General features: G+C 63.2%; 11 protein-coding genes. 1 reads left to right on the top strand and 10 read right to left on the bottom strand.

Annotated elements, in window-relative coordinates:
* The 10 genes from HCN58_RS00005 to HCN58_RS00050 all read right to left on the bottom strand — a co-directional run.
* Positions 1 to 1,531: SPFH domain-containing protein (locus HCN58_RS00005; RefSeq protein WP_249777995.1), on the bottom strand; the 1,531-nt coding region annotated here is incomplete at its 3' end.
* A gap of 23 nt (positions 1,532 to 1,554) precedes the next feature.
* Positions 1,555 to 2,388: a phosphoenolpyruvate hydrolase family protein gene (locus HCN58_RS00010; protein ID WP_171577357.1), complete on the bottom strand. Its 834-nt coding sequence runs from the start codon at positions 2,386 to 2,388 to the stop codon at positions 1,555 to 1,557.
* Between the two features lie 2 nt (positions 2,389 to 2,390).
* A complete protein-coding gene (locus HCN58_RS00015) occupies positions 2,391 to 4,619 on the bottom strand; it encodes an ABC transporter permease (RefSeq protein WP_171577358.1) in 2,229 nt (742 codons plus the stop codon).
* Positions 4,612 to 5,394, bottom strand: coding sequence for an ABC transporter ATP-binding protein (locus tag HCN58_RS00020; RefSeq protein WP_171577359.1), 783 nt, complete (start codon positions 5,392 to 5,394; stop codon positions 4,612 to 4,614). The genes HCN58_RS00015 and HCN58_RS00020 overlap by 8 nt, the downstream gene beginning before the upstream one ends.
* Entirely contained in the window at positions 5,387 to 6,469 is a 1,083-nt protein-coding gene (locus tag HCN58_RS00025) for a branched-chain amino acid ABC transporter permease (RefSeq protein WP_171577360.1), read from the bottom strand. Before HCN58_RS00025 ends, HCN58_RS00020 begins: the two co-directional genes overlap by 8 nt.
* 1 nt (position 6,470) lies before the next feature.
* Positions 6,471 to 7,481 carry a branched-chain amino acid ABC transporter permease gene (locus HCN58_RS00030; RefSeq protein ID WP_171577361.1) on the bottom strand — a complete coding sequence of 337 codons (1,011 nt, stop codon included), beginning with the start codon at positions 7,479 to 7,481 and terminating at the stop codon, positions 6,471 to 6,473.
* 129 nt (positions 7,482 to 7,610) lie between these two features.
* The gene (locus HCN58_RS00035) at positions 7,611 to 8,432 is read right to left on the bottom strand and encodes an AraC family transcriptional regulator (protein WP_171577362.1); all 822 of its coding nucleotides are present in this window, start codon (positions 8,430 to 8,432) and stop codon (positions 7,611 to 7,613) included.
* 129 nt (positions 8,433 to 8,561) lie between these two features.
* Entirely contained in the window at positions 8,562 to 9,812 is a 1,251-nt protein-coding gene (locus tag HCN58_RS00040) for an ABC transporter substrate-binding protein (protein WP_171577363.1), read from the bottom strand.
* Between the two features lie 270 nt (positions 9,813 to 10,082).
* Entirely contained in the window at positions 10,083 to 11,510 is a 1,428-nt protein-coding gene (locus HCN58_RS00045; protein WP_235983276.1) for an MATE family efflux transporter, read from the bottom strand.
* Positions 11,510 to 12,511, bottom strand: a complete 1,002-nt coding sequence (locus tag HCN58_RS00050; RefSeq protein WP_171577364.1) for an alpha/beta fold hydrolase — start codon at positions 12,509 to 12,511, stop codon at positions 11,510 to 11,512. Before HCN58_RS00050 ends, HCN58_RS00045 begins: the two co-directional genes overlap by 1 nt.
* A gap of 248 nt (positions 12,512 to 12,759) precedes the next feature.
* On the opposite strand from HCN58_RS00050, the gene HCN58_RS00055 reads away from it, so the two are divergent.
* Positions 12,760 to 13,395: a TetR/AcrR family transcriptional regulator gene (locus tag HCN58_RS00055; protein ID WP_210265837.1), complete on the top strand. Its 636-nt coding sequence runs from the start codon at positions 12,760 to 12,762 to the stop codon at positions 13,393 to 13,395.
* Positions 13,396 to 13,540: the final 145 nt, after the last annotated feature.

A 13,540-nucleotide genomic window follows, 5' to 3' on the forward strand; every position in this document is an offset into this window, starting at 1 on the left:
TCGCCTCGCGCGCCGAGATCCCTGCGACTTCCAGCGCCTGATTGCGCTCGATCTCCAGCTTGCGCGTGGTGTGCTCGGCGGCGATCCGCTCGGCTGCGAGCGTCCGCTCGCGTGCGATCCGGGCGGCTTCCACGGCCTTTTGCGCCTCGATCTCGGCTTCTTGAATCGTACGCACCTGCTGGATCTCCAAAGAGCGGGTGCGCTCGTCGGAGGCAATGCGTTCGACGTTGACGATCGTGGTCTGGGCGATGCGGGCCTTTTCGGTCGCCTCGCGTGCCGCGATCTCGGCTTCCTCGACCGCGCGGGTACGCTCTATCTCGCGCCTTCGGGTTTCTTCCTCATTGGCGATCCGCGCATCGGTAATGGCGCGATCCTGCTGGATACGTGCCTTCTCGATCGCTTCGCGCGCCGTTATCTCGGCTTCCTCTACCGTTCGGGTGCGCTCGATATCGCGCTGGCGCACCTCGCGCTCGGAGGCGATGCGGGCGGTATCGACCGCGCGCTGATTAGCGATCTTGGCTTTCTCGATTTCCTCGCGCGCCAGCAGTTCCTTCTCTTCGACCGCGCGTGTGCGCTCGATCTCACGGTGCCTTGTTTCACGCTCCGAGGCGATGCGGGCTTCGGCGATCGCGAGCTCATTGGCGATGCGGGCCTTCTCGATGGCCTCGCGGGCGGAAATCTGCGCCTGCTCGGCCTCGGTCTCGCGCAACGCGCGTTCGCGCGCAACTTCCGTGCGCTGCAGCGCCCGGCGCATCTCGATGTCGCGTTCCTGTTCGAGGCGCGCGGTCTCGCTCTCGCGCTCGATCTCCAGCGCCTGACGCTCGGCATCGAGGTTGCGGGTGCGGATCTTGATCATCGAATCCTGTTCGATGTCGTTGCGCAGCTTGCGCTTGGCCTCGATGTCCTCCATCAGGCGGGTCAGGCCTTCGGCGTCGAACCGGTTCGATGGGTTGAAATATTCGAGGTCGGTCTGGTCGAGATCGGTGATGGCGACCGACTCGAGCTCGAGCCCATTCTGGGCAAGTGCTTCGGCGGCGGCAGCCTTGAGCCGCGTGACGTACTCGCCACGCTGCTCGTGCATCTGCTCCATGGTCATTTCGGCGGCGACTGAACGTATGGCGGAGACGAATTTGCCGGAGAGCAGGGCATGGAGCTGTTCGGGTTCAAGCGTACGCCGTCCGAGAGTCGCGGCGGCGATCGCGACCGCCTCGCGCGTTGGCTGCACGCGCACATAAAAATCGGCCTCGATGTCGATGCGCATGCGGTCGCGGGTAATCACCGCGTCATGCTTCGCCCGCACGATCCCCATCGGCAGCACGTTCATGTTGACGGGCGTGTAGTCGTGAATGAACGGCAGCACGAAAGCGCCGCCGTTGATCACGACGCGTTCGCCTAACAGACCGGTGCGGACGAAGGACACCTCTTTCGACGAACGATGGTAGAGCCAGTTCACGATGTAAACGACAATGGCGATCACGACGACCGCGACGATCAACCAGAGGATCAATTCGCCAACCAGAGTCCCCGACATCTCTTCCTCCTTTGGTCTCGGCGTTACCGCGCGCCGATCGCCTTGAATTTACGGACCTGTTCGGTGAGCGCGCGCTCCACCGGCAGGCGCTCCATCGAGGAAGCGCCATAAAAGCCGTGGCACTTGCGCGTGTGCTTCATGATGAAATCGGCGTCATCAGGCTCGGCGATGGGACCGCCATGGGCCAGCACCAATATGTCCGGATTGACGCTGAGCGCGGCTGCGGCCCAGGTGTCGATCTGTTCTGGGCAGTCTTCCAGCTTCTGCGCAGTGTGCGCGCCGATCGCGCCGCCGGTGGTCAGGCCGAGATGGCAAACGATGATGTCGGCGCCCGCAATGGCCATTGCCGCGGCTTCGCTCTCGCTGAACACATAGGGCGTCGTCAGCATGTCCTTGTCGCGCGCTCTGGCGATCATGTCGATCTCCAACGCATAGGACATTCCGGTCTCCTCCAGATTGGCACGGAATACGCCGTCGATCAGCCCGACGGTCGGAAAATTCTGTACGCCGGCAAAGCCCAGCGCCTTTAGCTGATCGAGAAAACTGTCCATGTCGCGGAACGGGTCGGTGCCGTTGACGCCAGCGAGTACGGGCGTCCTTGTGACAACGGGAAGCACTTCGCCGGCCATTTCCAGCACGATCGCGTTGGCGTCGCCATAGGGCATCAGCCCGGCGAGGGAGCCGCGTCCTGCCATGCGGTAGCGGCCGGAATTGTAGATCACGATCAGGTCGACGCCGCCCGCTTCCTCGCATTTAGCCGACAGACCAGTGCCGGCGCCGCCGCCGACGATCGGCTCACCCTTGGCGGCCATGTTGCGAAACTTCTTCAGGATGGCTGAACGTTCGAACTTCGCCATGGTCACCTCGCGACTTTCCGACGTGTCCCCGGGCGTCCGACCAGCGGGCGGAGCGCGTTGACGATGGCGGATGCAAATTCGGGCTCGTTGATGTGGCGCTTGATGCGGATGAGCTGGCGGTTGCCGGTCTGGCGTACGCTGCGTTCCAGCGCGGTAAACAGCGCTGCGTCGGCCTCCGGATCCCAGAACGGCTCGCCCGGCGCGTCGAGCGCGGAGACGCCGCCTTCCGGCAGGAAGAAGCGCACCGGGCCGTCCATACGGTTGAGTTTTTCGCCGATCCAGCGCCCCATCCGGTCGTTTTCTTCCGGCGTGGTGCGCATCAAGATCACTTGCGGATTGTGAACGTGGAATTTGCGCTGGCGGTAGCGCTCCGGAATCGTATCGGGCGCACCGAAATTGACCATGTCGAGCGCGCCGGCAGAGCCGATGAAGGGTAGGCGGTTGCGGATGATCGCGCCAAATCGGTCGTCGGTCGCCGGGAACACGCCGCCCATCAGGAGATCGCAAACTTCCGTCGTCGTGAGATCGATGACGGCGGCGAGCATTCCGGAATCGACCAGCTTTTCCATCGAGCGGCCGCCGACGCCGGTGGCATGGAAGACGAGGCATTCGAAATCGTTGCGCAACTCGGCCGCGATCTTCTGGACGGCGGGTGTTGTTACGCCGAACATGGTGATTCCGATGGCGGGCAACGAAGCTCGTGCGTTACGCTCCGTCCCGCCTTGATTTTCGAGACGTGCCTTCACCATGCCGGCGATTGCGTTGGCGCCGTTGGCGAGCACGGCGCGAGAGATCGAATTGAGGCCCTGCACGTCCGTGACCGAATACATCATCGTGATATCGGCAGGTCCCACATAGGGGCCGACATCTCCCGACGCGACGGACGAGATGATGAGTTTCGGCACGCCTACGGGAAGGGCGCGCATCCCCGGTGCCACCAGCGAGGCGCCGCCGGAGCCGCCTGCCGAAATGATGCCGGCGACATTGCCCTGACGGTGCAGCCAGTTGGCGAAGGCGTCGGCCATCGCCGTCACCGACGCGCCGCGGTCGGAGCCGAACACGCTTGATCCGCCGCGGCCGTGGTTGAGCGCAATTTCCTGGGCGGAGACGTCGCAGGTGGAGAGCTTGCCGCTGGTGGAGACGTCGACGAGGCGTGTCCGTAAGCCATGTCCGGCGATCACGTCGCGGATGAAGCGCAGCTCCTCGCCCTTGGTGTCGAGCGTGCCGACGATCAGAACGACGGGCGGTCCAGACGCGCTTTGTACGCTCGTGCCGGCCTGGCGCTTTTGCCGGGCAGCGCCTTCGATACGCGTAACTCCGCTCGAAAGCGTGCGCGCCGCGGCCTCGATGCGCGCAATCGGCGCCGGCTGCGACCAGCGCGTCGGCAACGTGGGATTGGAGATATAGATCCGGATTGGCGCCGTACTCGGAGCGCGCGGCGGCACCAGACGCGCCTTCTCCGCGCCCGCATCGGTGGCTTCGATATCCGTTTCCGGCTCGGCGCCGTGGACGCCAACGCCAAGCAGACGCTGCTGCAGTTCGCGGTCGGCGGCAAGGCGCGCCGAGTCGATGATGCGATTGACGCGGCCATTGACCATGATCGCGACGTTCTTCGAGATCGCGGTGGCGACGCCGATATTCTGCTCGATCACCAGCACCGACATGTCGCCGTCTTCGCCAAGCCGCACCAACATTTCCTCGACCTGGGCGACGATGACAGGTGCAAGGCCTTCGGTCGGCTCGTCCATGATCAGAAGCTGCGGATTGGTCAGAAGTGCGCGCGAGATCGCCAGCATTTGCTGTTCGCCGCCGGAAAGCTGACCGCCGCCATGATCCTTGCGTTCGGCAAGACGGGGAAACGTCTCGTAAATGCGATCGATCGTCCAGGTGCCGCGCCGCATCCCGGCGGCCAGCCGCAAATGCTCGTCGACGCTGAGCGAGCGCCATAGCCGTCGCCCTTGCGGAACATAGCCAACGCCTGCTTGCGCGATCCGCGCCGGACTGAGGCGGGTGATGTCCTCGCCGCGGACGCGAACCGAGCCGCCGCTCGCCCGCAGCAAGCCCATGATGGTCTTGCACAGCGTGGTCTTGCCCATGCCGTTGCGGCCGACCACTGAGAACACGCCTGAATCCAGCGTCAGCTCGACGCCCTGCAGCGCATGAGAATGGCCGTAATAGACGTCGAGGCCTCGGACTTCGAGGGCAGGCGCGGAACGGCGGACCTCACGCATGGCCCGCCCCCAGGTAGAGTTCCTGCACCTCCGGGTCGGCTTCGATCTCGTGCGGCAGGCCTTCCTTGAAGACGCGGCCATTGTGCATCATCGTGACGCTTTCGACGACGCGCAGCGCGACATCCATGTCGTGCTCGATGATGATGTAGCCGATATGTGCGGGTAGCGACGTCAGGATTGCGATCAGTTCGCGCCGCTCGGTGGGGGAGAGGCCGGCGGCCGGTTCGTCGAACAGGATGAAGCGGGGCGCGCCGGCGAGCGCGAGCGCGATTTCGAGCTGGCGCTGCTGGCCGTGCGCCAGCTCCGCGACCCGCTGCTCCCTCAGGGGTGTCAGGTGCACCGCCTGGATCAGCGCTTCGGCTGCGTGCATCAGCGCGTCGTTCGCGCCCGGACGCAGCGGAGAAAACCGTCCACGGGAAACGCCACGGCAGGCGAGATAGACATTGTCCCGCACCGTAAGCCCGGGGAATAGCGCTGATATCTGATAGGTGCGGCGCAAGCCGCGCCGGATGCGTTCGTAAGGCGGGAAGTGGGTTATATCCTCGCCGAAGAAACGGATGGTGCCGGAGGAGGGCGGGAAGTCCCCCGTCACGCAATTGAACAGCGTGGTTTTGCCGGCGCCGTTGGAGCCGAGCACGGCGCGGCGTTCACCCGGGCGAACGGTGATGGTGACGTCTGTCAGCGCCGCGAGCGCGCCGAACAGCCGGGTCACGCCACGCAGCTCCAGCGCGGCGCCGGCGCCGACGGCCGAGAAGCGTGGCGCGGCGCTATCCATGGCCGTGGCCTCCGCTCGTGCGCTTGTCGACGGCCGCCGCGTATCGGCGCCACCGCTCCCAGAGTCCGATTACGCCATCCGACGACCAGAACACGATGGCGAGAAAGCCGAGGCCGATCAGCAGCCGGAAGCGGTTGCCGTCGAGCCCGAACTTGACCAGCAGATCGAGCGCGAAGGTCCGCAGGATGACGAAGATGAAGGCACCGATGAAGGGCCCCACAGGGCGGGTGATGCCGCCGACCACGGCGATGATCAGGATGTCGATGCAGGCGCCGACGCTGACCGAGCCGGGCGAGATCTGCCGGTAGTTCCAGACCTGCAATACACCGCCAAGCGCGGCGATGAAGGACGCGAAGGCGTAGGCTGCCACGCGATGCGCATTGACGTTAAAGCCGAGCGCCGCCATGCGGCGCGGATTGTCGCGCACGCCTTGCAGCGCGAGGCCGAATGGCGCGCGCGAGACATATTGAACGGCGAAATAGCAAAACGCGGCGACGCCCAGCGTGACGTAATAGAAGGGAATGTCGGAGCGCCAGTTGACACCCCAGAAACGCGGCGTGGCGATGGTGTTGATGCCGGTGTGGCCGTTGAAGATCGCCCAGTTCTGGTTGGTGAAATAGTAGAAGGCCGCGCCGATCGCGAGCGTGATCATGATGGTGTAGATGCCCTCGGTGCGCACGGCGAGCGCGCCGCCGAGTGTGCCGAAAATGGTCGCGAGCACCAGCGCCATCGGCGTTGCGAGCCACCACGGCCAGCCAAGGCTGATATTAGTGTTGGCGCTCATGCCGAACACCGCGACCATGTAGGCGGCAAAACCGGCGACAGTGAGCTGCATCAGGCTGACCATGCCGCCATAGCCCGCCAGGAACATAAGGCTGAGGGCGATGGTCCCGAGGATCAGCGTCGTGGCGAAGATCTCGATCAGGAAGAAGCCGTTGGCGATGAACGGCATGATCAAAAGGATCACCGCCACCAGCCAGACAGCGGGCTTGTTGAATTCCGGCCATGCCAACAACGCCGCGCGCGCTCCGGCCGGCTGACTGGTCTGAGAATGCGCGCCCTGGACCAACGACATGTCAGCGCCTCGCAAGCAGGCCCTGCGGCCGCAGCGCCAGCACCAGCACCATGATGAGGAAGGTCACCACGATCGCGTAGGTCGGGATGTAGACGGAGCCAAGCTGCTCGGCGAGGCCGATGATGACGGCGCCCAGCGCCGCACCCGGAATCGATCCCATGCCCCCGACGATGACGACGACGAGGGACGCCAGCAGAAAGCGGGTATCCTCGCCGGGTGAAATCGACTGAAAGGTTCCGCCAACAACGCCGGCGATGCCGGCAAGCCCCGCGCCGAGAGCGAACACCGCCACGAAGACGAGCTGGATGGGGACGCCGGTGGCCGCAAGCATGTCGCGGTCATCGACACCGGCGCGCACCATCATGCCGACGCGGGTTCGGTTGAGCGCCAGCCACATCGCGATACCGATCACGATTGCCGCGACGAAAATCACGAGCCGCACCATCGGATAGCGCAGATAGACCGCCTCGCCCGACGATTTGACCGCGGTGACCAGCGGCAATTCGATCGGGCCGATCAGCCAGCTCGGCGTCTGGATCTGATAGAAATCGCCGCCGAAGGCCCACAGCATCAGATCGGCAAACACGATCGAGAGCCCGATCGTGACCATGGTCTGGCGCAAATCCTGGCCCTCCATGCGGCGGAAGACGGCGATTTGCAGCACGATGCCGATCAGGGCGACACCGAGGAATGCAATGATAAAGCCGAGGATCCAGGAGCCGGTCCAGGCGCTGATGGCGTAACCGATATAGCCGCCGAACAGATAGAGCGAGCCGTGCGCTAAATTGACGTTGCGCATCAGGCCGAAGATCAGCGTGAATCCGCTGGCCACCAGGAAGTAAAGGCTGCCGAGCGTGATGCCGTTGAAGACGGCGTTGAGAAAGACCCGTTTCCTGCCGATCGCCTCTTCGAGGCCGGGCGGCCAGACGGCAAGGATCAGCCACAGCAGCAGCGCGACCGCGATCAACAGGATCAGCGCCCATGCCGGATGGCGTTCGATGAATCGTGTCACGGTAGCAGCCCGGCGGTCGCCATGCCGTCCTCCCAGACGCCGCGGCCGTTTCGGCTCGCGTTTTCAGGCATCCTAACGGCGCCTCGAGCCTTGCACTTGATTGTCAGTATCTTTTCGCGCCGGATGCGCTCAGGGGCGCAAGACTTTGGCGGCGCGACGGTATTCGGTCGGCGCCATCCCGACATTGGCGGCGAAGAAGCGGGTGAAACCGCTCTGGGAGGAGAAGCCGAGATCGAAGCCGATATCGGCGATCGGCACTTCGGTCGCGACCAGGGCGTCCAGTGCTTGTTCCATGATGAGTGTATTGAGATAGAGGTTCGGAGTGACGCCGGTCTGGGTGCGGAACAACCTGTAAAAATGCGGACGCGACAGCCCGGACGCCCGCGCGATCGAATCCAGTTCGATCTCGGCGCCAGGGCTTTCGGACATCAGCTTGATGGATTTGCGGACGCGGAAGTCGGTAATGGCGGTGCGCGCCTCCTGAACCGGCTCGGAACACTGCCAGCTCTCGTCATAGCAACTGTCGATCAACTGCCTGAGCTCGCAATCGAGGCTGCTTAGTGAAGGAGCGCCGCAGACCAGCGCGGCAGAGCGGCGAATATGCCTGTCGAGCGTGGCCGTACGCTTGAAGCAGGTGCGGCCGAACCGCAGGCTGTGGCCGCGGGCCGCATCGGGGGCGAACCATTCGGCGTTGACGTAAAGAACGAAGAAGATCGCCCCGTTCTCCATGTCCGTCGGGACAAAATTGTGCGGTTCCCAGGGGTTGACGGCAACAATGGAGTCTTCCGCAAGCAGCCATCGCTCGTCGCAGACGTCAATGCGCGCTGGCGTTCCACCGACATGAAAAATCAGATGCCCTTCGCGATGCGCGTGCATGTTGAAGGGGCGGTTCAACTGATAGACCGTCGCGCGACCGAACCGGCCGTGGAAGACGGCGAGAGCCTTGCTCATGCCTTCCCTCCCGCGGGATGTTCTTGTCTTTTTCAACCAGCGTTCAACATTAGCCGCGAGAATGCAAGGGAAGATCACATCCAGCCCGGGCCCCGGCGTGACCGGGGCCCGTTCGCAAATGCGAAGAACTCAGTACTTCTTGCACTCCGGAACCGTCCGGCTCGGCAGGCCGATCTTGGAGAACACCGCCGGGTCGTAGCCGAGCGTCTGGTTCACATTCGGAATGACCTTCACGACCTTGCTGAACAAGGCGCCCTTGGCGTCATCCACCACCTCGGTGACGAAGTTGGTGCCGATGGCCTGGCGGTTGGAATCGAGCTTGATCTTGCCGTTGGGCGCGTCGAGCTCGATCTTGGCGAGGGCTTCCTTGAGTTTTGCCTGGTTGTTGCTGAGATCGCCGTTAACCTGACGCAGCGCGAGAATAAGCGCCATCGTCGAGCCGTAATAATTGGTGGCGAGCAGCGAGGGGCTGGGGAACCGCTTGTTCGGGGGAAACGCATCCTGATAGGCTTTCACGAACTTCTGCCAGCTTGGATCTTCCCAGGTATCGGCTTGCCCGCTCGCGGCGATGGTGCCGAGCAGCGCATTCTTGGCGTTGCCCTTGGCGGAGAGGATGGTCTGGTCGACCATGATCGAGCCGCCCATCAGATGCGCCTTGCCGCCAGCCTGCTGATACTGGTTCAGGAAGTTCACCGCGTCGGCACCGCCAAGGCCGAGATAGATCGCATCGACATCATCGGGCAGGGCGGCAATGACCGAGGCAAAGTCCTTGGTGCCGAGCGGCACCCATTGCCGGTTCGTCACCTGTCCGCCGGCGCCACAGAACTCGAGCACGAGCCCGAACACCTGCGTATAGATGAACGAATAGTCTTCACCGACGGTTGCGATCTTCCGATATCCCTTGGTCTCATACGCGTACTTGCCGAGGCCGACCTGCCACTGGGCGCCGTCCATGTTGAAGCGGAAGAAGTTCGGCGCCGGATCGACATAGGTAGTTTCCTGCGCGCCGGAAGCGGCGTTGACGAAGGTCAACTCGGGCCGCGTCTTGGCAAAATTCTTGACCGCGATGCCTTCGTCGCCGGACAGCGGCGAGAGCAGGATCTGGACCTTGTCCTGTTCGATCAGTTTCCGCACCGCGCGAACCGCGGAGTCGGGCGTGGCATCCGTGGAAGCAATGATGAATTCGAGTTCCTTGTCGCCGACCTTCTTGCCCAACGTGTTGATCGCCGTTTGATGCCCCCGTATTCCGTCCTCGCCCAGCACCGTATAGGTGCCTTCAAGAGTCGCGGTGACGCCGACCTTGATCTTCTCTTGAGCGACGGCGGCGCCGGAAAGCAACAGGCTGCTCAGCGCGACCAGTCCCGCACAGCTTTTGAACATCGAACCCCTCCCTTGTATCGCCAGTTTTGTATAGGTCGTTCCGAAATCGCCATGCCGTTCATGCATGGCGACCGGGACCGCCGGGCGAAAACTAACTGATGACGGAGGCGGCGCGCGCAACTTCACCCGCCGCAACTTGACCGGTAGTCTCATTTTGCATGCTGCGCCGCGACGAGATTTGCGGTGATGCAGGGGCAACGCAGAGGGCGACCGGCGGGTTGAAGATGGCTGCGAGAAGGCACGAGGCAGCCGAGCTGACGTTGGCGAAGCCTAGCCGGCCAGCCCCCAGCCACGGAGCCACAGCGCAGATGCGACAATGCCGCCGGAAACGATCGAGCCCGCGGCAACGGTGATGAAGAGCTCCCGCAATCCTCCGCCAAGATCGGCCACGACGAGCCAGCCAATTCCCGCCGCGACGAACAACCGGACTGTTCCCCCAAGAACCGGCCACATCACGCGGCCGGCGCCTTGACCTGCGAAATAGAGCAGCATCCCGAGACCGGCCACGCCGTAGAAGGGCGCTACGTTGCGGAAATAGATCGCGCCGGCTGCAAGGACCTCGGGCTCCGTGCTGAACAGCGTCAGCCATGCGTGCGGAAATATTGTCACGACAAGTCCAAGGAGTTCGGCGACAGCGGCTGCAAAAAAAGCGGCCACCCAGGCGACGCGCTCCGCCCTCCTGATCTGGCCCGCTCCGATATTTACCCCAACCATGGTGAGCGCCGCGCTGCCAAGCGCGAACAGCAGCGGAATCTGGATGTAGTCGAGGCGCGACGCGATTCCGTACCCTGCGATTGCGTCAGTCCCGAACAGCCCGACGGCGCCGGTGACCAGGACAGCAGTCAGATTGGACTGAATGGTGCCGAGCGCCGACAATCCGCCGACGCCAAAAATATCGCCGAGCAGCCGCCACTTGATGAGACGCGCGTCGAACGGCAGACGCAACGAGGCTCGGGCGGAGCGCATGTAGACGATCAAGACGAGCGCGCCGACGAAATAATAGACGACGACGGCAACGCCGGCTCCCGTTACGCCGAGCCGCGGAAAGGGACCCCAGCCGAAGATCAAGGCCGGCGAAAGCGGAAGCAAGACGAACACGCCCAGCAGAATGACGGCCGCCGGCGCGACCGTGTTGCCTGCGCCACGAAGGGCCGCCGCCAGAAGGCTGACGATCCAGACAAAGATCGCTCCGAAGAAGATGACGTGGCCATATTCGAGGGCCGCACCGAGGGCTCCCGATTGGCCGCCGAGCAAACGGTAGACAGCCTCGCCCCACAGCCACTCGGCGCCGGCAAAGATCGCTCCGAAGGCAATGGCGAGAACGAGTGCGTTCAGTGCCAGCGCCTCGGCTTCGGCCACTTTGCCAGCGCCCATCGCGCGCGCGATTGCCGATGCGACGCCGCCGCCGATGCCGCCGTTCGACATCATCTGCATCAGCATGAAGATGGGAAACACCAGGCTGACGCCCGCCAGGGCTTCCGTTCCGAGGAAGCTGACGAAATAGGTCTCCGCCACCCCAACGAGGGTTTGCACGACCATAACCACGAGAGTCGGCAGAGCGAGCTTCAGGAGCGTCGGTAGCACGGGGCCATCGAGCATCGCCCTCTGCTTGACCTTCACCGCTTCGTTTTCTTTCCGGCTGCCGGCCAGGGCCACCAGTTGCGGCAAGGAGGGTTGTTGGGGTGTCGGTGTCATCATCAGCGGCTCGGGAGGGTTCGAATAAACTCGACCAGCGCGGTGCTGACTTCGTTCCGCCGCTCCTGCTGGGTCCAGTGGCCACAGCCGGGCAGCATCTGAACCTTGCGCAAACCAGGAACGAAGTTCTTCTGGTTGGCGAGCAACTGATCCGTTCCAGGGAAGGAGAGCAGGAAGTCACGATCGCCCGCGATATAGAGCGCCGGTACAGACACTTGCATGCCGGCCGTCGCACCCGTGATTTCCCAGTTGCGATCGATGTTGCGGTAATAGTTGAGCGCGCCCCGGAAACCGGTTCGCTTGAACTCCTCACCATAGAAGTCGATGTCGTTTTCGCTGATCCACGATGGCAGGGCTTTGGGTGCGCCGGGTCCTTGCAGAAATCCGCCGCCCTTCGGCACCATGGCAAGGTTCGGCGTGGGCCCGCCGGCGGCTGCGGCCGCGCGGGCTGCGGCTACGCCATCGCCGGACGCCCCGAACAGCATGTTGCGAATGGTCGCACGCGGATCACGCCCCAACTCCGCCTCGGCCGGCCCGGGCTCCATGAAATAGAGCTGATAGAATTGCGCCGTCTCCGTGCGCGGCATGAGACTGGTCGGCGGCGCTTTGCCGCGCGGGCGCAACGGGACGCTGAGGGCTGCGACCGCTCTGAAGCGGTCGGGCCGCATGAGGGCTGCCTGCCAGGCGATGCTGGCACCCCAATCATGACCGACGATGACGGCGGTCGCCGCGCCCAAGGCATCAAGAATGCCGACCATGTCGCCTATGAGATGTAGAATCGTGTATTGATCGATCTCCTGCGGCGCGTCGCTCTTGCCGTAACCGCGCAAGTCCGGAGCGACAACACGGAAGCCGGCGGCAGCAAGCGCATCAATCTGATGCCGCCAGGAGAACCAGGATTCAGGAAAGCCGTGCACCAGCAGCACCAGCGGTCCCTCGCCCTGTTCGGCAATGTTGATGTGGATGCCATTGCATTCGATGATCCGTTGGGTCGTCGTGCTCATTTTTCCGTTCCGTTCCGAAGTTGCTGCAAATGCGCTCGATGAGATCGCGTCAGGGGCAATTCGCAATGCGAGCGGTGCCAATGCCGCGGCCAGCAGCTGGCGTCTTTTCATAGTCTTTCCTCAGGTCAAGCCGGCGTACTCGCGGTGCCGATCATCCTTTACCGTCAGAACCAGTTTTGGTACTAGATGGTACCTTACGAGCCGATGTATGGTACTATCGGGTACCAAGTCAAGGGGCAATGACATCAATGAGTCCGAAAGCGAAGCCGCGCGAGGGTGAAACCGATGAGGCCGCAGTCCGGAAGCGGATTCTCGGCGCGGCTTTTTCCGCGTTCATAGAGGGCGGCTATGCGCAGACCAGCACCTTGGAGATTGCGACACGTGCACGTGTGTCAAAACGCGAGCTTTATTCATTGTTCGGCAACAAGGAAGCGATGCTGGTCGCCTGCATCACCGAGCGCGCACAGCGGTTGAAAACACCGGCCGATTTGCCCGAGCTGCGCGACAGGGAAATCCTGGCCAACGTGCTTACGGCTTTTGGAACGAGACTTTTGACTGAAACGACCGATCCGATGGTCGTTGCTGTGCTCCGGCTGGCGATATCCGAGACAGTGCATGCCCCAAAAGTTGCACAAGCGCTGGAATCGACCGCTCGCCGGCCCACGCGTGCTTCATTGCGAGACATCATGGCAAATGCCAAATCAGCCTGTCTTTGCGATGGCGATCCTGCCGCGATGACCGAACAATTTTTGGGGCTGCTCTGGGGCGACCTGATGACCGGCCTGCTGCTTCAAGTGGCCGATCGCCCGAGCGCCGGCGAAATCGCGCGACGGGCCCGCGAGGCAACGACAGGGTTTCTAAGTATCTATCCAAAGCCCAGGTGAAATCGCTTTCCTTCACCTTGGTGGATTCGCGATCAACGAGATTGGTGCAGCCGGCGAAGTCGCCGGTGCGCTTGTCACCTCGGATGATCTGCCGTTTTCGCTTGACCGCAGTATGCGGTATTTCTACGTCCATTCAGATCCGTTC

Origin of the sequence: Bradyrhizobium australiense, from assembly GCF_013114825.1 — a bacterium.
Lineage (GTDB): Bacteria > Pseudomonadota > Alphaproteobacteria > Rhizobiales > Xanthobacteraceae > Bradyrhizobium > Bradyrhizobium australiense.

Coding starts and splice junctions, on each gene's coding strand:
- HCN58_RS00045 (WP_235983276.1), bottom strand. CDS start 11,510: ATGATGACACCGACACCCCAACAACCCTCCTTGCCGCAACTGGTGGCC.
- HCN58_RS00025 (WP_171577360.1), bottom strand. CDS start 6,469: ATGTCGTTGGTCCAGGGCGCGCATTCTCAGACCAGTCAGCCGGCCGGA.
- HCN58_RS00015 (WP_171577358.1), bottom strand. CDS start 4,619: ATGCGTGAGGTCCGCCGTTCCGCGCCTGCCCTCGAAGTCCGAGGCCTC.
- HCN58_RS00020 (WP_171577359.1), bottom strand. CDS start 5,394: ATGGATAGCGCCGCGCCACGCTTCTCGGCCGTCGGCGCCGGCGCCGCG.
- HCN58_RS00055 (WP_210265837.1), top strand. CDS start 12,760: ATGAGTCCGAAAGCGAAGCCGCGCGAGGGTGAAACCGATGAGGCCGCA.
- HCN58_RS00035 (WP_171577362.1), bottom strand. CDS start 8,432: ATGAGCAAGGCTCTCGCCGTCTTCCACGGCCGGTTCGGTCGCGCGACG.
- HCN58_RS00010 (WP_171577357.1), bottom strand. CDS start 2,388: ATGGCGAAGTTCGAACGTTCAGCCATCCTGAAGAAGTTTCGCAACATG.
- HCN58_RS00040 (WP_171577363.1), bottom strand. CDS start 9,812: ATGTTCAAAAGCTGTGCGGGACTGGTCGCGCTGAGCAGCCTGTTGCTT.
- HCN58_RS00050 (WP_171577364.1), bottom strand. CDS start 12,511: ATGAGCACGACGACCCAACGGATCATCGAATGCAATGGCATCCACATC.